The 19960-nt window shown below is 74.6% G+C and carries 16 protein-coding genes, 1 rRNA gene and 1 pseudogene; 2 read left to right on the plus strand and 16 right to left on the minus strand.

Annotated features, from left to right (window positions below):
* Positions 1-122: 122 nt before the first annotated feature.
* From ACFOX0_RS32415 to ACFOX0_RS32475, 13 genes and pseudogenes are all read right to left on the minus strand, one after another.
* Positions 123-719, minus strand: a complete 597-nt coding sequence (locus ACFOX0_RS32415; protein ID WP_377553182.1) for an NUDIX domain-containing protein — start codon at positions 717-719, stop codon at positions 123-125.
* 111 nt (positions 720-830) lie between these two features.
* Entirely contained in the window at positions 831-2606 is a 1776-nt protein-coding gene (locus ACFOX0_RS32420) for a CTP synthase (protein ID WP_377553184.1), read from the minus strand.
* Between the two features lie 47 nt (positions 2607-2653).
* On the minus strand, positions 2654-5011 hold the full coding sequence (locus ACFOX0_RS32425; protein WP_377553186.1) for a hypothetical protein: 2358 nt from the start codon (positions 5009-5011) through the stop codon (positions 2654-2656).
* The gene (locus ACFOX0_RS32430) at positions 5011-6168 is read right to left on the minus strand and encodes a glycosyltransferase family 4 protein (protein ID WP_377553187.1); all 1158 of its coding nucleotides are present in this window, start codon (positions 6166-6168) and stop codon (positions 5011-5013) included. The genes ACFOX0_RS32425 and ACFOX0_RS32430 overlap by 1 nt, the downstream gene beginning before the upstream one ends.
* A pseudogene (gene murJ / locus ACFOX0_RS32435) lies at positions 6165-7896 on the minus strand (murein biosynthesis integral membrane protein MurJ). The gene ACFOX0_RS32430 and the pseudogene murJ overlap by 4 nt, the downstream one beginning before the upstream one ends.
* Position 7897: 1 nt before the next feature.
* Positions 7898-8773, minus strand: a complete 876-nt coding sequence (locus ACFOX0_RS32440; protein WP_377553189.1) for a hypothetical protein — start codon at positions 8771-8773, stop codon at positions 7898-7900.
* Positions 8770-9714 (minus strand): copper transporter, encoded by a 945-nt coding sequence (locus tag ACFOX0_RS32445; protein ID WP_377553191.1) that lies wholly within the window; start codon positions 9712-9714, stop codon positions 8770-8772. The genes ACFOX0_RS32440 and ACFOX0_RS32445 overlap by 4 nt, the downstream gene beginning before the upstream one ends.
* Positions 9715-9740: 26 nt before the next feature.
* A complete protein-coding gene (gene steA / locus ACFOX0_RS32450; RefSeq protein WP_377553193.1) occupies positions 9741-10919 on the minus strand; it encodes a putative cytokinetic ring protein SteA in 1179 nt (392 codons plus the stop codon).
* Between the two features lie 118 nt (positions 10920-11037).
* On the minus strand, positions 11038-12795 hold the full coding sequence (gene recN / locus ACFOX0_RS32455) for a DNA repair protein RecN (protein ID WP_377553195.1): 1758 nt from the start codon (positions 12793-12795) through the stop codon (positions 11038-11040).
* A gap of 67 nt (positions 12796-12862) precedes the next feature.
* The gene (locus ACFOX0_RS32460; RefSeq protein ID WP_377553197.1) at positions 12863-13747 is read right to left on the minus strand and encodes an NAD kinase; all 885 of its coding nucleotides are present in this window, start codon (positions 13745-13747) and stop codon (positions 12863-12865) included.
* Positions 13744-14592, minus strand: coding sequence for a TlyA family RNA methyltransferase (locus ACFOX0_RS32465; RefSeq protein WP_377553199.1), 849 nt, complete (start codon positions 14590-14592; stop codon positions 13744-13746). Before ACFOX0_RS32465 ends, ACFOX0_RS32460 begins: the two co-directional genes overlap by 4 nt.
* 32 nt (positions 14593-14624) lie before the next feature.
* Positions 14625-14972: a hypothetical protein gene (locus ACFOX0_RS32470; protein ID WP_377553201.1), complete on the minus strand. Its 348-nt coding sequence runs from the start codon at positions 14970-14972 to the stop codon at positions 14625-14627.
* Positions 14969-15574 (minus strand): phasin family protein, encoded by a 606-nt coding sequence (locus ACFOX0_RS32475; protein WP_377553203.1) that lies wholly within the window; start codon positions 15572-15574, stop codon positions 14969-14971. The genes ACFOX0_RS32470 and ACFOX0_RS32475 overlap by 4 nt, the downstream gene beginning before the upstream one ends.
* A gap of 121 nt (positions 15575-15695) precedes the next feature.
* Here ACFOX0_RS32475 and ACFOX0_RS32480 point away from each other — a divergent pair, with 121 nt between their 5' ends.
* The gene (locus tag ACFOX0_RS32480) at positions 15696-16034 is read left to right on the plus strand and encodes an SCP2 sterol-binding domain-containing protein (RefSeq protein ID WP_377553205.1); all 339 of its coding nucleotides are present in this window, start codon (positions 15696-15698) and stop codon (positions 16032-16034) included.
* Between the two features lie 28 nt (positions 16035-16062).
* Here ACFOX0_RS32480 and ACFOX0_RS32485 read toward each other — a convergent pair whose 3' ends face one another.
* On the minus strand, positions 16063-17121 hold the full coding sequence (locus tag ACFOX0_RS32485) for an HAD-IIA family hydrolase (protein WP_377553207.1): 1059 nt from the start codon (positions 17119-17121) through the stop codon (positions 16063-16065).
* Positions 17118-18140, minus strand: coding sequence for a Replicase polyprotein 1ab (locus ACFOX0_RS32490; protein ID WP_377553209.1), 1023 nt, complete (start codon positions 18138-18140; stop codon positions 17118-17120). Before ACFOX0_RS32490 ends, ACFOX0_RS32485 begins: the two co-directional genes overlap by 4 nt.
* 294 nt (positions 18141-18434) lie before the next feature.
* Between ACFOX0_RS32490 and ACFOX0_RS32495 the strand changes: the two genes are divergently transcribed.
* Complete coding sequence (locus tag ACFOX0_RS32495) at positions 18435-19598, plus strand: hypothetical protein (protein WP_377553211.1); 1164 nt, start codon at positions 18435-18437, stop codon at positions 19596-19598.
* 237 nt (positions 19599-19835) lie between these two features.
* Here the strand turns inward: ACFOX0_RS32495 and rrf are convergent.
* Positions 19836-19952, minus strand: a 5S ribosomal RNA gene (gene rrf, locus ACFOX0_RS32500).
* Positions 19953-19960 lie beyond the last annotated feature (8 nt).

Below are 19960 nucleotides of genomic sequence, written 5' to 3' on the forward strand. Positions count from 1 at the left end.
AAGCCCTCGGCTACCGCGTCACCCTCGACCTCGCCGCCTAACGCACCACCCAACAACACCCATCCCGCGCCGCTTCGCGACGCGGGACGCTACCGCACGTCAAGTCACGGTCGATTTTCGAGTTAGGGGAGGGGGGCGGTGGGGGGGCGGAGGGGGGTCCAGTTGGTGTCGCGGGCGCGGGCCGCGGCCAGCAGGCCGGCCACGCAGGCCGCGTTGGTGATCTCACCGGCGAGCACCATCGCCACCGCGTCGTCGAGGTCGAAGCGGTGGACCTGCATCGTGGCCTCCTCGCCGCTGCGCTCGTGCCGCCGATCCGGCGGCACGTCGGACAGCTCGCGGGCCAGGAAGATCCTGATCCGCTCGTCGGAGTAACCGGGCGAGGTGTGCATGTCCACCAGCAGGTCGAGCCGGCCGGCCAGCAGATCGACCTCCTCGGCCAGTTCCCGGCGGGCGGCGTCCGGCAGCTCCTCCCCCGCCTTGTCGATCAGTCCGGCCGGAAGCTCCCAGATGGCGCGGCCGAGCGGGTGCCGGTACTGCCGGACCAGCACCACCTGCCCGGCGTCGTCCAGCGCCACCACGCCCACCGCGCCGACGTGGCGGACGTAGTCACGCTCCGCGACGGAGCCGCCCGGCATGGTCACCTCGTCGGTGAAGACCGAGAACAGCGGACCGCTGAACCTCTCCCGGTGCGAACGCACCTCGAAGGCGTGGTCGCTCATGCCTGTCCTCCACTTCGCTCGCCGCGCTCGCTCATGCCGGCCCTCCGCTTCGCTCCGGGCCGCCATGTGGCACGACCGCGCTGAACCGAACGATTCGCTCGCTGCGCTCGCTCATGACGGCCGGACCGCGCCGTTCTGGCCGGCCCGCTCCCCCGGCCGCTCGGCACCGGACAGCAGGGCCTCCGCCGCGTCGTCCGGCTCGGCCGCCGACCGGCGACCCACCGGCAGCTGGTCGGACTCGGAGTAGGTGACCACGGCGGCGACGAAGGCGGCGAACAGCGGGTGCGGCCGGGTGGGGCGGCTCTTCAGCTCGGGATGCGCCTGGGTGGCCACGAAGAACGGGTGCCGCTCCCGGTCCAGCTCGACGAATTCGACCAGCCGGCCGTCCGGGGAGGTGCCGCTGATTCGCAGGCCGGCCTTGGCCAGCGCGTCCCGGTAGGCGTTGTTCACCTCGTACCGGTGCCGGTGCCGCTCGCTGACCTCGGTGGTCCCGTACGCCTCGGCGACGATCGACCCCTCGGTCAGCCGGGCCGGGTACGCGCCCAGGCGCATCGTGCCGCCCAGGTCACCCTTGCCGGCGACGATCTCCTCCTGGTCGGCCATGGTGGCGATGACCGGGTGCCGGGCGTCCTCGTCGAACTCCAGCGAGTCGGCGCCGTCCAGCCCGGCCAGGTCGCGGGCCACCTCGATGGTCATGCACTGCAGGCCGAGGCACAGGCCGAGGATCGGTACGCCGTTCTCCCGGGCGTACCGGGCCGCGCCGACCTTGCCCTCGATGCCGCGTACCCCGAAGCCGCCCGGGATCACGACGCCGTCCACGCCGGCCAGCGCGGACGCCGCCCCGGCCGGGGTGGTGCACTCGTCGCTGGGCACCCAGCGCAGCTCGACCCGGGCCCGGTGGCCGAACCCGGCCGCCCGGATCGCCTCGCTCACCGAGAGGTACGCGTCGGGCAGGTCGACGTACTTGCCCACCAGGGCCACCCGCACGGTGTGCTGCGGCTGGTGCACCCGTTCCAGCAGGTCGTCCCAGCTGGTCCAGTCCACGTCCCGGAAGGACAGTCCGAGCCGGCGGACCACGTACGCGTCCAGCCCCTCCCGGTGCAGCACCTTCGGGATGTCGTAGATGCTCGGCGCGTCCGGGGCGGCGATGACGGCCTCCCGGTCCACGTCGCAGTAGAGCGACAGCTTGTGCTTGAGCTTGTCCGGGATCTCCCGGTCCGACCGGCAGACGATGGCGTCCGGCTGGATACCGATGTTGCGCAGCTGGGCGACCGAGTGCTGGGTCGGCTTGGTCTTCAGCTCGCCCGACGGCGCCAGGTAGGGCACCAGCGACACGTGCAGGTAGAAGCAGTTGTCCCGGCCGAGGTCGTGGCGGACCTGGCGGATCGCCTCCAAAAACGGCAGCGACTCGATGTCGCCCACCGTGCCGCCGACCTCGGTGATCACCACGTCCGGCGTACGCCCGGCCTCGTCGGCGTCCGCCATGGCCAGGATCCGGGCCTTGATCTCGTTGGTGATGTGCGGGATCACCTGGACCGTGTCGCCGAGGTACTCGCCGCGCCGCTCCTTGGCGATCACCTCGGAGTAGATCTGTCCGGTGGTGACGTTCGCCTTGCCGGACAGGTTCCGGTCGAGGAACCGCTCGTAGTGGCCGACGTCCAGGTCGGTCTCGGCCCCGTCCTCGGTGACGAACACCTCACCGTGCTGGAACGGGTTCATCGTGCCGGGGTCCACGTTGAGGTACGGGTCCAGCTTCTGCATCACCACCCGAAGTCCCCGGGAGGTGAGCAGATTGCCCAGGCTGGAGGCGGTCAGGCCCTTACCCAGCGAGGAGGCGACGCCCCCGGTGACGAAGATGTGCCTGGTCGTCCGTGCTGTTGGGCCCAAGGCCTGCTCCCGTGGTCGTCCGTTGCGGTCGTGCAGACCGGCGACGATCAAGCGAAGTGATCACGCGATCCACGGGATTCCACGGTAACACCTCCGCCGGCCCGCGCATCGGCCACCTGGGCAGCCGAGCGGTCCGTCATCGCCTCGACACTGTCGGTGTCCACCACCGGGGGCCCCGCCGCCGGGATCGGACCGTCCGTGGGCGGACCCGGTGCGGCCGGATGCCGGTCGGCACCGTCCGGGGCCCGGTCGGCCGGGCCGGTCCGGCCGGCCCGCTCGGCCGGTGGGCCGTCCGGGCGGGCCGGCGGCGCCGGCTGGGTGCGGTCGGCGGCATGGTCCAGCACCCGCAGCGCCGCCAGCGCCGCCAGCGGTACGGCCAGCGCCGCGGCGGCACCGGCCACGTTCAACGCCGAACCGGCGAGCAGCCCACCGATCAGCGAGGCGACCACGATACCGGCCATCCCGGCCCGGACCGCCGGATAGATGCCGAACAGGCGTTTCAGCCCACCCCAGGGCTGGAGCAGGGCGAACCACACCAGCACGGCCCCGACCAGCGCCAGCACCGTCAACGAGCTGCCGGTCAGGGCCTGCAGGTTGGCCGCGCCGGACCGGTGCACGGTCAGGCCGCTCGTGCCGTCGCCCACCGCGCTGAGGAACCGGCCCAGGCTGCCCCGCTCCGGCGCCGGGCGGCGCAGGTCGATGACGGCGAAGCCGATGGTCACCGTCAGCCCCGCCAGCGACGCCCAGGCCAGCCGGCCGAGGGTCAGCCAACCGCCGGTGCTCAGCGCGGCGGCGATGCTCACCCCGGCGGTGAGCGCGACCGCCCCCACCGGGTCCGCGCCCAGGTACGGGCTGCCGACCATCGCCACGCCGATGCCACCGAGCACGACGATCACGGCCGGCCGCCACTGCCGGCGGACCAGCTGGGCCAGGCACGCGGCGGTCAGCAGGATCCCGGCGATGAAGACGCCCAGCCCGACCGTGCCGAGCCCGGCGAACCGGCCGCCCTCCAGGGCGGAGTAGCCGGCCACCCCGTTGAGCTGCAGCCGGGCCCCGGTCAGCACATCGGCGCCGACGATGAGCGCCGCCAGACCGGAAGCCATCGCCATCGGGCCGAGCGTGGTGGCGTACCGGCGGGACAGCCGTACCGCGGCGGTGGCCAGGCCGAGCACCACGGCCGCGACGGCGGCGAAGTAGAGCCCGGCGTGGCCGCCGCGCCACCACGGCACCGCGTCGGCGACCAGGGCGGACGGTATCGCCAGGGCGGCCGCGATAAGCAGCACCTCCACCGTCGCCACCACCCGGCGGGGCACCTGCCGACCGGTCGGGCCGGCGGGCGGCCGGGCCCGCCGCAGCAGCGGCACCACCGCCACCGCGAGCAGCAGTTGCAGGGCCGCCAGCAGGCCGAAGAAGAAGCGGGCGACCCGCCGTTGCGCCCCCGCCTCCCGGTCCGCGTCGGCGGGTCCGGCGATGGCGGCGGGCAGATCCGCCGGCCGCCCGTGCACGGCGATCGCCGCCTTGCCGGCGAACAACCGCTGCGGGGCCGGCCGGCCGAGCGCCGCGAGCGCGGTCGGTGCCAGGTCGATGAGCTGGACGTAGCCGTCGCGACCGGTGCTGGCCGAGGTCAGCCAGCCGCGCTCCCAACCGGGTCCGTCGGCCACCGCGACGTGCAGCCGCGAGGTCTGGTCGGTGTCGGCGAGGCCGGCCACCATGACCAGTGACCGGTCCGGTCGGGCCGCGAGCACCCGGGCCAGTGCGGCGTCGGCCCGCCGGGCGGCGGCGGCCCGGCCGACCGGATCGTCGCCCGCGACCGTGCCGAGGTCGACGATGCTCAGCACGCAGGAGGCGAGCAGGTCCCGCGGGTCCGCCGGCAGGGTCGGCTCGTACCGGTCCACCCGGCCGAACGGGCGGGCCGCGGCCACCGCCGCGCCGGTGCCGACCGCCACGGTGCAGCGGACCGATTCGGCCAACGCGCCGGGCATCGCGCCCCAGGGCATCTTGTCGCTGTTGTCGAGGACCACATTGCGCTGGTCGGGCAGGTTCGCGCCGATGCCGTCCGGCTGCTCGACGGGGACCTTCGGCGCGGGGCAGGCCCCGGTGACCGGGGAGGTGCCCCGGCGCGCGTAGTTCCCGGCGCCCAGGGTCAGCCAGCCGTCGACCGGGCAGGTCGGCTGGCGGGCGGACCGGACCGACAGCGAACCGATCGAGCCCTGCTCGGCCATCCGCCACAGGTTCGGGGTGCCGGTGGGCGAGATGTCGTCCCACCGCAGACCGGGCACGCCGGCCAGCACGACGTAGTCGACCTTGCCGTCCGGGGTGCCCGGGGCGGGCCGGACGACCAGCGCGGCCACCCCGGTCACCACGACCACGGCGGTGAGCAGGATCGGCACGAACCGGCGCAGCATCAGCCCCGCCCCACCGGTGAGCCGGTCTCCCGGCCGGTGGGCCGGGGTGGCGCCAGTTCGGCGTAGACCGCGGCGACCGCCGCCACGGTGTCCGCCTCGGTCGGCCAGGTCGCCGCCCGTTCCACGCCCCGGCGGGCCAGGCCGGCCAGGGCGGTCGGATCGGCGAGCAGGTCCCGGACCGCCCGGTCGACCGCGTCCACGTCGCCGGGCGGTACCGGCACGGCCGCGTCCCCGACCAGGTCGGGCAGCCCGCCGACCGCGGTCGCCACCAGCGGTACGCCGGCCCGCAGCGCCTCCTGGGCGAACAGTTGCCGGGCCTCCCAGTCGCTGGTCACCACGGCCAGGTCCGCCCCGGCGAGCAGGTCGGCCACGTCGGTGCGGTGCCCGAGCAGGGTCACCGGGGCCCGGGCCGCGGAGATCCGGGCGGCCAGTTGCAGGTAGCTGGGCCCGCTGCCGGCGATCACCACGACCGGGCGGGGCTCCAGGTCCCGCCACCGGGCGGCGGCGTCGATGAGGATGTCGTACCGCTTCTGCGGGTGCAGGCGGCCGACCGAGAGGATCAACGGCTGCCGGGGTCCGACGCCGAACTCGGCCCGGACGGCCGCCCGGCCGCGCCGGGACGCCGGCAGGGTCGGCGCCGCGACCGGGCCGGGTCGGGCGTCCCGCGCACCCGCCGCGGCGGCCCGCTCGACCAGGTCCGCCGAGGCCCCCAGCGCGACCGTGGTACGGCGGGCGACCACCCGCTCGGCCAGCCGGGACAACCGTCCGCGCAGCCCGGTCGCCAGTACCGCGTTGTGCCAGGTGACAACCAGCGGCTGGGTACGCCGGGCGAGCGCGGCCACCAGACCGGCCCGTAACCCGTGGGCGTGCACCAGGTCGACCGGCCCGGCGAGCACCCGGCGCAGCGCGGTGACCGCGGCGGCGTCCGCCACGGTGGGGCTGGCCGGGATCTCGACCGGCACGAACCCGGCACCGACCGCGGTGAAGTCGAACTGCTCCTGGGTGGCGGCCGGGCCGCAGACGGTCACCGAGGCACCGCCGGCCACCAGCCCCCGGGCGAGCGAGGTGACGTGCTGACCGACGCCGCCCGTGCTGGAGGCGAGGACCAGGACCACCGCTCCGGTCCAGCCGGTTGCCGGTTCGCTGCTCGCGCTCACCGCGACAGGGTCTCCTTCCCGTGGTCCCGTCCGGGACCGTCACCGTCCCGTCCGGGACCTTCGTCGCCCTGTTCCGCCGGTGCCGGCCCGGGCCCGGCCGGGACGGACCCGCCGGGTCAGGCCGGCCAGTCTGCGCCGGACGGTCAGCACCAGCGGCCGTACGTCGTGCCGGTCCAGGGGGTAGGCCACCGCGAGGAACACCGCGGCCACGACAACTGCGGACAGCATGCCCTGCACCAGCGCCCCGCCTTTCGTCGGGGTGCCGGTGCCGAACCCGACCAGCCAGTGCGACAGGGCCGCGCCGGCGAGAGCCGCCATCGCACCGGCGAACGCGCCAACGGCGCCGGCCCGCGCCAGCCCGTCGAGTGCCGGCCGGCCGGCGGTACGGATCACCGCCGCCACCAGCAGCGCCCCGAGGACCAGCATCCCGATCGAGTTGCCCAGACCGACCGCGGCGACCCGGTAGCCGATGGGCAGGACGGCCGACACCACGACGACCGCGACCGGCACGACCAACCATCCACCGGCGGTGGCGGCCATCGCCGACCGGGTCCCGCCACGGGCGTACAGGGCCCGGCTGAGCACCGCGAACAGCGCATAACCGAGCAGACCAGGTCCGAACGCGGCGATCGCGACGATCGAGGTCCGGTCGGCGTCGGCCCAGAAGAACCGCGCCACCGGCTCGGCGGTGCCGATCAGCGCCGCCGCGCCGAGACAGCTGAACACCAGCACCGATCGGGCGGTCGGCGCCAGCGTCCGCCGGTAGGTCTCCTCGTCGCCACCGGCGTGCGCCGCCGACATGGTCGGGTACGCCGCGACCGCGAGCGGCACCGCGAGCACCGCCCAGGGCAGCAGGAACATGGTCTGGGCCAGGTTGAACACCACCGGCGCGCCCTTCGGTCCGCGAGCCACCAGCGCGATCATCACCAACAGTGCCAGGTTCTGGGTCGCGACGGTGACCGCCCCGGTGGTGGCCAGCCCGCGCACCCGGCGCCGCGCCTCCGGGTCGAAGGTGTAGCCGTAGCGGGGCCGCAACCGGAGCCGGCGCAACGGGATCAACAACGACGACGACAGCACCACCACCCCGAGGGTGGTGCCGACCGACAGGATCAACTCGCCACCGCGGCCCGCCTGGGCAAGAGTGACTCCGGTGCCCTCGACGGCGGCGAAGGTCAGGTAGACGCCGATGACCGTCACGCTGGACAGCAGCGGGGCGATCACCGGCCAGGCGAACCGCCGGTGGGCCTGCAACACACCCGTGAGCACGATCCCGATGCCGTACAGCGGCAACTGTGGTGCGAAGACCCGTAACATCCGCGCGCCGGCGTCGATGTCGAGCGCGGGCTTGCCGTGCGCGAGCAGTGCCACGATCGGCTCGGCGAGGAGCGCGAGCGCGACCGCGAGCGGGACCAGCAGGGTCACCGTCCAGGTCAGCAGGGCGCCGACGGTGACCGACACGGCGGCCCGGTCGTCGTCCTCGACGGCGCGGGCCAGCAGCGGCACGACCAGGCTGGCCAGTGCCCCGCCCGCGACGATCTCGAAGATGATGTTCGGCACCGTGTTGGCGACCACGTACATGCCGCCGATGTCGCTCTTCTGCCCGAACACCGTGGTGAAGACGGCCGTCCGGCCGAAGCCGGCCAGCCGGCTCGCCACCGTCAGGACGGCGATGAGCGCGGCCGCCCCGGCGATCCGCCCGGTGCCGGCGAGGGGTGCCGGTGCTGTCACGTCAGGCGGGCCGCCGCCCGAGATCGTCCAGTTCCCGCAGGCCACGGGTGTTCTGGATCACCTGTGTGAAGCTGACCTTCTCACTGGCGGCGGTGAGCGCACCGACCACCGCCAGGATCCCGGCCCGACCCACCGGCCCGGTACGGGCGGCCAGCGCCACGCCGAGCAGCGCCCCGAGCGCGTTGGCGCCGCTGTCGCCGAGCATCACCCGCTCGTCCAGGTCGGCCGGCAGCAGTGCCGCGGCGGCGCCGACCGGCGCGGCGGCCAACCCACCGGCCGGTCCCGGCAGCAGCGGCGCGCCGAGCAGCACACCGGCCTTGAGGGCCCGCCCCGGGCGCAGGTCGAGCAGGTTGACCAGGTTCGCCGTACCGGCGATCACCCCGGCGCCGAGCAGCACGTCGGCGCCGCGGCCGACCCACCCGGCGCGGCGCCCGCCCGGACGGGCGCGGACCGTCGGGTCGGCGGCGAGCAGGGCGGCCGCCGCGAGGCCGGCCGCCCCGACGCCGGCGATCTTGACCAGTCCGCTGGTCACCCGCCCGTCGCGCAGCGCGCGCAGGTGGCCGGCGAAGCCCTTGTCCGCTTTCTGCTCGGGGCGGGCGCCGACGACGTCGTCGTACAGACCCACGGCGCCGGAACCGAGCCCGGCGACCAGCGCGGCGGCCGCGGCCGGGGCGCTGGGCGCGGCGAGCGCGCCGGCGGTGGCGGCACCGGCCGCGAGGGCCGGCCCGGCGGCCAGGGTGACCGTCCGGCCGCGGAAGTTGGTGCGCTCCAGCGGCGCGGCGACCGGCGACGAGGTGACCGCCCGCAGCACGGCCCGCGCGGTCAACGCGGCGACACCGGCCGCCAGCAGGCGACCGGTCGATGCCCGCCCGCTCACTGCGCGGTCAACTTCGGGGTCAGGCCGCTGACGCCGGCGCCCATGCCGTACTGGCCGGCCTTCTTGGTGGTCACCTGCTGGATGGTGGCCATCGCCGCGACCAGCTGCCCCACGGTGGTGGTGGAGTTGTCGACCGTGGAGATGGTCTGTGACAGCGTCGGGTCGCCGCGTACCCCGGCGACCACGTTGCCGCTGCCGGCGCCGTTGCCGGCGATCACCAGGGCCGCGTTCTTGTCCAGCTGGACGGCGAGGCGCAGCACCGAGTCGTCCTTGCGCTGCGCGTTCTTGTCGACGTACGCCTGTCCGCTGATTATCACCACCGCCTCGGCCGGTCCGGTGATCTTGTCATCCACCGCCAGATAGCCGGCGTTGCTGTACGCCGACAGCAGCGCCTTTCGGTCCGCCTCGGTGACCGGCGCGGTCGGCGCCGCGCGGTCGACCAGGGCGCTGGACAGCAGCGCGCTGGAGGTCTCCACGCCGTCGCTGTTGCCGGGCAGGCCGGCCGCCGGGATGCTCGGCTGGGCCGCCCGGTCGGCCACCTCGAGCAGATCGGAGTTGTTGTCCGGCTCGAAGAACTTGTCCTGCACGGCTACCCGGCCGGTGACCGTGGCGCCGGCCAGCTTCAACATCTGCACCACGCCGTCGGACTGGTTGCGCTCGGCCGTCGGCAGCGACACCACCAGGACCCGCCGGCCGGCCAGCTTGGTCGGCAGCACCGTCTGCGCGATCTCGGCGGCGAAGTCCTCCTCCGCCTTGAGTTCCTTCTCCAGGCTGGCGACGTTGTCGCGCCACTGGTCGTTGCTCTTGCGCAGCCCCGTGACCTGCTCCTTCAGCGAGTCGGCGACCGGCCCGTTGAGGGCGGCGGTGCCCACCACCAGACCGATCGCCAGCGCGAGGAACACCGCGGTCAGGGAAACCACGTGGTAGCGGAAATTGATCACACCAGAGCCTCTTGATCAGTCGGGGCCTAGAACAGCTGTCCGAGCTGGAACACCAGATTGTTCCACCACTCCGACACCACACCCAGGTAGGCCTTGCCGACGGTGGAGACGGCCACCGCGGACGCCATCGCGGCCACCGCCGACAGAACCAGCAACAACAGGGCCGACCCGGAGATGCTCTGCCGGTAGAGCCGACTCACCCCCTTGGCGTCGACCAGCTTGCCGCCCACCTTGAGCCGGGTCAGGAAGGTGGACGCCATCCCGCCCCGCCCCTTGTCCAGGAACTCGACAAGCGTCGCGTGCGTGCCGACGGCCACGATCAGGGACGCGCCCTTCTCGTCGGCCAGCAGCATGGCCAGATCCTCACTCGTGGCCGCGGCCGGGAAGGTCTCCGCGGCCACGCCGAGCTGATGCACCCGGTCCAGACCCGGCGCCCGGCCGTCCGGATAGGCGTGCACGATCACCTCGGCGCCGCAGCGCAGCACGTCGTCGGTGACCGAGTCCATGTCCCCGATGATCATGTCCGGCGTGTATCCGGCCTCGACCAGCGCGTCCGCCCCGCCGTCGACCCCGATCAGCACCGGTTTGAACTCCCGGATGTACGGCCGCAGCACGTCGAGGTCGGCCTTGTAGTCGTAACCACGCACCACGATCAGACAGTGCCGACCCCGGATCTGGGTCTCGATCGCGGGCACCCCGACACCGTCGAGCAGCAGCTCCCGCTCCTGCTTGAGGTAGTCCATCGTGTTGGCGGCGAACGCCTCCAGCTGCACCGACAGCCCTTCCCGGGCGTCGGCCATCGCCTTGGCGACCGTCTCGGCGTCCTGCCGGGTGCCGTGCGCGACCGGCTCGTCACCGATCAGGACGGTGTTGCCGTCGACCCGGACGGTGTCGCCCTCCCGGATCTGCTGGAAGGCGCTCTCGCCGAGATCGTCCAGCAGCGGGATGCCGGCCTCGACCAGCACCTGCGGGCCGAGGTTGGGATACCGGCCGGAAACCGACGGTTTGGCGTTGAGCACCGCGGCGACACCGACGGCCACCAGCGAGTCGGCGGCCACCCGGTCCAGGTCCACGTGGTCGATGACGGCGATGTCACCCGGCCGCAGACGACCCGCCAGACGCTTGGTCCGGCGGTCGAGGCGCGCGGTGCCGACAACGGAGCCGGGTTCGACGCTCCGGGTCCGGCGCAAGGTGGGTAGACGCATCCAGACCATCCTGGCACGTGAGGCACGTTTTCATGTCGCGACATGCCCCGATCGGATCCGTACCCCCGGGCAGACGCCCAGGAACCGGACCTCGTTGTGGCGACCGTCACAGATCCGTTCAGGGGCGACGCTCCCGGGCCGCCACCGCCAGCAGTTCCTCGGCGTGTGCGATACCCAGATCGGAATCCGGCAAACCGGCCAGCATCCGGGCCAACTCCCGGGCCCGCTCGGTGTCCTCGACCACCCGGACCCCACTGGTGGTCACCGCGCCACCGGTGTCCTTGGCCACCACCAGATGCCGGTCGGCGAAGGCGGCGACCTGCGGCAGGTGGGTCACCACCAGGACCTGGTGGCTGCGCGCCAGCCGGGCCAACCGCCGACCGATCTCCACCGCGGCCTGTCCCCCGACCCCCGCGTCGACCTCGTCGAAGACCAACGTCGGCGGTCCACCGGAACCGGCGAACACCACCTCGATGGCGAGCATCACCCGGGACAGCTCCCCGCCCGACGCGCCCCGCTGCAACGGCAGCGACGGCGCGCCCGGGTGGGCCAGCAGCCGCAACTCCACCTCGTCCGCACCGTCCGGCCCCACCCCGACCTCGGCCCCGTCGACGGTCAGCGCCGGCTCGGTCCGGCCGGCGGGCCGGGGCAGCACACTCACCTCGACCCGGGCGTGCGGCATGGCCAGGCCGGCGAGTTCGACGGTGACCTGCTCGGCGAACCGGGTGGCCGCCTCACGGCGGGAGGCCGACAACCGGGCCGCCAACTCGGCGACCTCGCCGGCCAGCCGCTGCCGTTCCCGGTCCAGCTCGTCGAGCAGCTCGTCGGAGCTGTCCAGTTCGGACAGCCGGGTCCGGGCCCGCTCGGCCCAGGCGACCACGCCGTCCACGTCGTCGGCGTACTTGCGGGTCAGCGCGCGCAACGCGGCCCGCCGCTCGTACACCGCCTGCAAGCGGGCCGGGTCGGCGTCCAGGGCGGCCAGGTAGCCGGACAGCTCCGCCGACACGTCACCGACCAGGGTGGCCGCCTCCTCCAGCCGGGCGGCCAGGTCACCGAGCACGCCGTCCAGCGCGGCCTGCCCCTCCAGGGTGCGCCGGGCCGTGCCGAGCAGGCTGGTGACGTCCGGTACGTCGTCGGCCGGCTCGGTGCCGCCGGCCACGCACTGGTGCGCCAGTTGCGCCGCGGTGCGCAGCCCCTCGGCGTGCTCCAACCGCTGCGCCTCGGCCTTGAGCTCGTCGTCCTCGCCAGGTTGCGGGTCGACCCGGGTGATCTCGTCGAGCCCGAGCCGCAGCAGGTCGGCCTCCTGGCTGCGCTCCCGGGCGTTGCGCCGCCGGTCGGCCAGGTCGTCGGCGACCCGCCGCCACTGGGTGAACGACTCCCGGACCGCGTCCAGCAGCTTCTCGTGCTCCGGTCCGGCGAACCGGTCCAGGGCCGCCCGCTGCTCGGCCGGACGCAGCAGCCGCAACTGGTCGGACTGGCCGTGCACGGCCACCGTCTGCTCGCCGATCTCACCCAGCATGGCCACCGGCATGCTGCGCCCGCCGACGTGCGCCCGGGACCGGCCCTCGACGGTCACCGTTCGGCTCAGCAGGACGGCGCCGTCGTCGTCCGGCGCACCGCCGGCGTCGGCGATGCGGGTGTGCACCGTGGTCGCGGTCGGCTCGGCCAGCCGCAACCGACCCTCCACCACGGCCCGCCCCGGGTCGGCCCGGACCCTCCCGGCGTCGGCCCGGCCACCGAAGAGCAGGCCGAGCCCGGTGACCACCATCGTCTTGCCCGCACCGGTCTCGCCGGTGATGACGTTCATGCCGCGGGTCAGCGGCAGGGTGGTGTCCTCGATGACGCCCAGGCCGGTGATGCGAAGCTCCTCCAACACAGCAACCGACAGTAGTAGCGAGGAGCGACAATCCACCACCCGGCAGGCCCGAACCGGCCCGACGGGCTCAGGACCGGCTGCCCCGCCAGCCGTGCACCGGCAGGGCGAACTTGGCCACCAGCCGGTCGGTGAACGGCCGCGAACTCAGCCGTACGACCCGCACCGGCAGCGAGCCACGCTGCACCGACACCCGCGCCCCGGGCGGCAGGTCGTAGACCCGGCGGCCGTCGCAGCAGAGCACCGCTAGGGTGGTGAACGGGTCCACGGTGATGGCGAAGGTGGACGTGGGCGCCGTGACCAGCGGCCGGCTGAACAGGGCGTGCGCGCTGATCGGCACCAGCAGCAACGCCTCCACCTCCGGCCAGACCACCGGCCCGCCGGCCGAGAAGGCGTACGCCGTCGAACCGGTCGGGGTGGCGCAGACCACGCCGTCGCAGCCGTACCGGGACAGCGGCCGCCCGTCGACGTCGACCAGCAGCTCCAGCATCTGGGCCCGCTCGCCCTTCTCCACCGAGACCTCGTTGAGCGCCCAGGACTGGATCGGCGGCCCACCGTCGAAGTCGGCCCGCACGTCGAGGGTCAACCGTTCGTCCACGGTGTATTCGCGCGACACCACCTCCCGGACCGCCAGGTCCAGGTCGTCGATCTCGGCCTCGGCCAGGAAGCCGACCTTGCCGAGGTTGATGCCGAGCAGCGGCGCCTTGGCCGGCCGGGCCAGGTCGGCGGCGCGCAGGAAGGTGCCGTCACCGCCCAACGCGATGACGATCTCGGCGCCCTCGGCCGCGGTCAACCCGCTGACCGGCACCACGCCGGGCAGGTCCAGGTCCTCGGCCTCCTGCGCGACCACCCGTACCTCGAAACCGGCCTTCATCAGGTCGGTCGCGACCGTACGCGCGTGCTCGGTGCTGCGCCGGCGCCCGGTGTGGGTCACCAACAGTGCGGTCCGACTCACCGGACCTCCTCCTCCGCCGTGGGTACCTCCGGCCGCGGACCGGTCGGACCCGCCGCCACGACGGCCCGCACCCGGGCCTCGTCCGCCGCCGACGCGTCGCCGCGCAACCATACGAAGAATTCCACGTTGCCGCTCGGCCCCGGCAGCGGACTCGCCGCCACGCCGGCCAACCCGAGTCCGAGCGTGGCCGCGGCGGCGGCGACGGCCAGCACCGCCTCGGCGCGCAACGCCGGATCGCGCACCACGCCACCCGCGCCGACCCGGTCCCGGCCCACCTCGAACTGCGGCTTCACCATCAGCACCAGGTCGCCGTCCGGGGACGTGCAACCGGCCAGCGCGGGCAGCACCAGGCGCAACGAGATGAACGACAGGTCCGCCACGGTCAGCCCGACCGGACCGTCGATCAGCTCCGGGGTCAGGCTCCGCACGTTGGTGCGCTCGAAGACGCGTACCCGCTCGTCGCCGCGCAGCGACCAGGCCAGCTGGCCGTAGCCGACGTCCACCGCGACCACCTCGGCTGCACCGGCGCGCAACAACACGTCGGTGAACCCGCCGGTCGAGGCGCCCGCGTCCAGACAACGACGACCGTCGACCAGCAGCCCGTCCGGGCCGAACGCGGCCAGCGCGCCGGCCAGCTTGTGGCCGCCCCGGGAGACGTACTCCCGGGTGGGGTCCTCGCCGAGGACCCGGACCGCGTCGGCCGGATCCACCATGGCCGCGGCCTTGTGCGCGGACACGCCGCGGACCTGGACCCGGCCGGCCGCCACCAACGCGGCCGCCTGCTCACGGGACCGGGCCAGGCCGCGGCGGACGAGCTCGGCGTCGAGCCGGGTACGACGTGCCATGCTGCGGATTCTCTTTCGAGGGGTGTGCGGGCTCAGCCCTGATCGATGGTGGCGAGGGTTTCCTGCAGCGTCCGGTGGGCGGCCTCGTACTGCGCGATCTGGTCGGCCGGGGAGAGCCCGGCGGCGTTGACGATCGACCGCAACGCGGCGTCCACCGCCGGGTGGCCGGATCCCGGGTCGGCGTCGGCGCCGGCCGGTTCCGCAGCTGGCCCGCCGGCCGGCGTCGGGCGGTGCCCGGGTGGCGTCGGGTGCTGGTCGGCCGGCGTCGGGCGGTGCTCGGGCGGTCGGGGCACCGCGGCGCCCAGCGGGCCGGGTCGGAACGCCCCCGGTACGCCCGCGAGGCCCGGTCGCGGTGACGGGCCGGGCAACGGCCCGGTCACGCGGCACCCGGCCCGGCGTCCGGCGCCGGCCGGCCGGCCGCCTTCTTCGCGGCGGTCTTCTTCGCGGCCGGCGGCAGCTTCTTCGGGGCGAGCCTCTTCTCGCCGGGCGCCACCTCCACGGCCTTGCCGGTGGCCTTCTTGACCGGGGCCTTCTGCGCCGGAGCGTGGTCGGTCGGCGCCGAGATGGCCGGGGTCGAGGTGGTGCGCTTCGCGACGGCCTTCTTGGCCACCGCCTTCTTCGCGAGCTTGCCCGCGGTGGTGCCGGGAACCGGGGGCTCGGCCGCGGCGCCCGGGCCGGTCCCCCGCGCCTCCCGTAGCTCGCGTTCCAGTTGCCGGACCCGGCCGGTCAGTTCGGTCACCTCGTCCGCGGTGGCCAGGCCCACCGCGCCGAGCGCCCGGTCGACCTCGAACCGCACCAGCTTGGTCAGCGCGTCCCGGTTGGCCATCCCGGTCGAGATCAGCTCCTCGGCCATGCCCTGCAGCTGGGCTGCCGTGGCACCGCCGGAGCCGACCAGCTTCCGGACGGCGTCCTGTGCCCGTTTCCGCGACGTCTCGGTCAGCCCGAGAGCCAGCTCCAGGTAGGCCCGCCACGCGTCCTGCATAACCGTCGGGTCCTTTCGCGCGATGCCGACTGTCCGGGTGTCACGCTACCGGGCGCCGGACACCCTCGGCGTGCGGTACGGTGCCGGAGAACGGTCGTGGCGCACCGCGAGGGGGCGAGCATTGGCGAGCGTGGACGACTGCCGGCAGGCGTTGCACGACCTGGCGGCACGGCTGGACTCCCACGCCGACCAGGTACGCGACCGGGTCGACCTGGACCGGACGCTCGCCTGCCGGGTCAGCGACCTGGACACCGCGTTCCACGGGCGACTCACCGACGGTCGCCTGATCGATCTCGGCGACGGTGACGATCCCCAGGCCAAGGTCGTGTTGACCACCACCAGCGACGACCTGGTCGCGCTGGTGCACGGGAAGCTCGACGTGCCGAAGGCCCTCGCCGCCGGCCGGGTGTCGATCAAGGCGAACCCGTTCGACCTGCTCAAGCTGCGCAAGCTGCTCTGAGGCCCGCCGGGAGCACGGGCCGTCGCGGTCAGTCCGTCGGCAGGCCGAGTTCGCGCAACGCCGTCCGGGCCGCGTCACCGTCCGGGCGCACGCCCTGGACGGACCGGCCCGACCAGGCCGCCGCGCACAGCGTACGCAGCGCCGTCAGGGTCGCACCCGCGCCACTGAGCCGCGGCCGGTCACCGTCGCCGGTGAGCCGCCAACCGTCCGCCCCGGCCGGGTCGACCGAGGTGTCGCGCGCCGGATCGGTCCCGCCGACGTCCGGCAGCCGAACCACCGCCGCGGGGTCGAACAGGCCACCGAGGTCCCGGGCCACGTAGCTGGGCCGCACGGCCGGCGACGCGGCCAGCAGGTCCGCCGCCGTGCTCACCCCGGTGAGGACGAGCAGGCTGTCCATGCCCGCCCGGCGGGCGCCCTCGATGTCCGTGTCGAGCCGGTCGCCGACCACCAACGGCCGGGCCGCGCCGACCCGCGCCGCGGCCGTGCTGAACAGGCCCGGCTGCGGCTTGCCGACGACGACGTCCGGGTCCCGGTCCAGCGCCGTACGCAGCGCCGCCACCAGGGAACCGTTGCCCGGCAGTGGCCCACGAGGGCTGGGCAGGGTCCGGTCGGTGTTGGTGGCCACCCAGGCCGCTCCGGCCCGGACGGCGACCGCCGCCTCGGCCAGGTCCACCCAGCCGACCCGTGGCCCGTAGCCCTGCACCACCGCGGCCGGTTTCTCGTCCGCCTCGGCCACCGGGACCAGACCGACGGCCCGGACCTCGGCCCGGAGCGCCTCGGCCCCGACGACCAGCACCGGCGTGCCCGGCGCCAGCCGCTCGGCGAGCACGGCGGCCGCCGCGGCCGCCGAGGTGAGCACCTCGTCGGCGTCGGCGGGCACCCCCATCCCGGTCAGCAGGTCGGCCACCTCGGTGGCCCGCCGGGACGCGTTGTTGGTCGCGTAGGCCAGCGACGTGCCGCCGGCCCGCAGCCGGCCCACGGCCTCGACCGCACCGGGGATCGGCCGGTCGATCAGGTAGATCACGCCGTCCAGGTCGAAGATGACCAGGTCGTACCCGTCGACCGGAGCGGCCCCGGTGGCGGTCACGCGCCCGCCGGTCCGCGACCGGCCGGCCGGGCCGCCCCGTCGACCGGCTCGTCGAGGGCGGGCCGGTCCCCGGTCTCCGGGACGTCACCGCCCGCCGGCTCGGAACCGGCGGACGCGTCGCCCACCGCCGGACCGTCGACCGGCTCGTCCGCGGGCTTCGCCTCGTCCTCGAACTCCTCGTCCTCGAACGCGGCGGCGTCAGTTCCGGCGGCGTCGTCGATCTCGGCGTCGTCGATCTCGGCGTCTTCCAACGCGGCGGCGTCCGTTCCGGCGGCGTCGTCGAACCCGGCGGCGTCCTCGGTGCGGGTGGCGTCCTCGGTGCGGGTGGCCGCGGTGTCGGCCGACTCGTCGCTCGGCGCATGCTCGGACTGGTCGACGTCCTCCACCAGGTCCTCGTCGTCCTCGTCGTTCTCGATCACGACACCGTCGAGTTCGAGCAGCCGCTCCGCCGCGTCGGTGACGGTGTCCTCGTCCACGTCCGCCGCCCGGGCGAACCACTCCCGGGCCTCCTCCCGCCGGCCGGCGGCGAGCAGGGCGTCCGCGTACGCGTAGCGCAGCCGCGCGGTCCACGGCTCGGGCACCTCGGCGGTCAGCTCCCGCACCTGGAGCATGGCCACGGCCGCGTCCTTCTGGTCCAGGTCGCCCCGGGCCCCGGCCGCCACGATCAGCAGCTCGATCGCGCCCGCCGGGTCCAACGCGTTGCGGTCCGCGCCCCGGTAGAGGTCGACGGCCCGCTCCGGACGGCCCAGCGCCCGCTCGCTGTCCGCGATCACCGCGAGGTGCGTCTGCCGCCCGCTCATCCGGTGATACGTACGCAGCTCGGCGATCGCCGTCTGCCACTCCCCGGCGTGGTACGCGGCGAGGCCGACCGCCTCCCGCACCACGGCGATCCGGGACGCGAGCCGGCGTGCCGCCATGGCGTGCGCGAGCGCCTCCTCCGGCTCGGAATCGATCAGCCGCCCGGTGACCACCAGGTGCCGCGCGACGGATTCCGCGACCGGCTTGGCGAGCGAGAGCAATTCAGCCCGGACGGAACTGTCCAGATCCGTGGCGACCGCGTCGTCGGGAAGTGCGGGAGCGACCGGTGAGGCGTTCGGGCCCTCCGCCGCCGCGTCCCGGCCGCCCCGGTCGGCGTACCGGTCCCGGCGGTCACCCTCGGCTCGCCGGTCCGGTCCACCGGGGGACCGCCGATCGTCCGTACGCGGGCGGTCGTAGCGGTCGCCGGCACCCCGGTCGGCGTACCGAGGACGATCGCCCCGGTCGCCCCGGTCGGCCCGATCCGCCCGGTCGCGCCCGTCACGGTCGTACTCGCGGTGGCGGAAGCCACCGCCGCCCCGGTTGTCACGGTTGTCCCGGTCCGGTCCACCCCGGAAGCCCTCCCGGGGACCAGACGGCCGGTAACCTCGGGCCTCGCGGTCGCCGGCTCCTTCGTCACGGTTACCGGACCACCGGCCACCGCCTTCCCGACGGTCACCGCCGCGGAAGCCGCCATCCCGGCGCTCAGCGTCGCGGCGCTCACCGTCACGGAAGCCGCCGCCCTCGCGGCGCGGACCACGGAAGCCGCCGCCCTCACGCCGGTCACCGTCCCGGAAGCCGCCGGCGCGCCGATCGTCATCGCGGAAGCCACCCTCCCGACGGCCGCCACCCTGGTATCCACCGGGGGCCCGGTCGCCGCCACGGGCGTCGCGATCTCCGAAGCCACCCGCGCGGCCGCCGGCCCGGAACCCGCCGTCGCGCCGCTCGCCGGCCCGCGCGTCCCGGTCGCCTCGGAAACCGCCCTCGCGCCGCTCGCCGCGCGTGTCCCGGTCCCGGAAGCCACCCTCGCGACGATCACCACCGCCGAAGCCACCGCCCGGACGGTCGCCACCGCGGGAGTCGCGGTCACCACCGCGGAAACCACCGGTGCCCCGATCCCCTCCGCCGAAGCCGCCCTCACGACGGTCACCACCACGGAAGCCGCCCTCACGACGGTCACCACCACGGAAGCCGCCCTCACGACGGTCACCACCACGGAAGCCGCCCTCACCACGATCGCCACCACGGAAGCCGCCCTCACCACGATCGCCACCACGGAAGCCGCCCTCACGACGATCGCCACCACGGGAGTCGCGGTCACCGCCCCGGAAGCCACCGGTGCCCCGATCGCCACCACTGAAGCCACCTCCCGGCCGGTCACCACCACGAGAGTCGCGGTCACCGCTCCGGAAGCCGCCCTCGCGCGGTCCCGAGGACCGGTAGCCGCCGTCCCGACGATCGTCCGACCGTCCGCCCCGGAAGCCGCCCTCGCGGCGTTCGCCACCGCGGTAACCGCCTTCGCGACGGTCGTCACCACGGAAGCCGCCCTCGCGACGGCCGCCGTCCCGGGAGTTCTGGTCGCCGCCTCGGTAGCCGCCCTCACGACGGCCGCCCTCACGACGGCCGCCGTCCCGACGGTCACCACCACGGAAGTCGCCCTCGCGGGAGCCGGTACCGCGTGAACTCCGCCCGTCCCGGTCCCCGCCGTACGACGGCCGGTCGTCGCGGCGCGGCGAACCGCCCCGCCCTCCGTCGCGGTCGCGGGGGTCGCGACGCGGACGGTCTCCGTCCTGCGGTCCTGAACTCACGGGGTACATCCTTCCTGGTGGTGCACGGGTACTGCCAAAGGGGTCTGCTGCCGGAGGGGAAACGCAGTCGAGGGCCGGCCCTGGTGGGGGCGGCCCTCGACTGGAATGATTGTCCGGCGGTGTCCTACTCTCCCACACCCTCCCGGGTGCAGTACCATCGGCGCTGGAGGGCTTAGCTTCCGGGTTCGGAATGTTGCCGGGCGTTTCCCCTCCGCTATGACCGCCGTAACTCTATC

It is taken from the genome of Micromonospora zhanjiangensis (assembly GCF_042650605.1).
GTDB lineage: Bacteria > Actinomycetota > Actinomycetes > Mycobacteriales > Micromonosporaceae > Micromonospora_J > Micromonospora_J zhanjiangensis.

Excerpts from the sequence above, each read along its gene's own strand:
- ACFOX0_RS32415 (WP_377553182.1), bottom strand. The coding sequence starts at position 719 with ATGAGCGACCACGCCTTCGAGGTGCGTTCGCACCGGGAGAGGTTCAGC.
- ACFOX0_RS32425 (WP_377553186.1), bottom strand. The coding sequence starts at position 5,011 with ATGCTGCGCCGGTTCGTGCCGATCCTGCTCACCGCCGTGGTCGTGGTG.
- steA (WP_377553193.1), bottom strand. The coding sequence starts at position 10,919 with ATGCGTCTACCCACCTTGCGCCGGACCCGGAGCGTCGAACCCGGCTCC.
- ACFOX0_RS32465 (WP_377553199.1), bottom strand. The coding sequence starts at position 14,592 with ATGGCACGTCGTACCCGGCTCGACGCCGAGCTCGTCCGCCGCGGCCTG.
- ACFOX0_RS32475 (WP_377553203.1), bottom strand. The coding sequence starts at position 15,574 with ATGCAGGACGCGTGGCGGGCCTACCTGGAGCTGGCTCTCGGGCTGACC.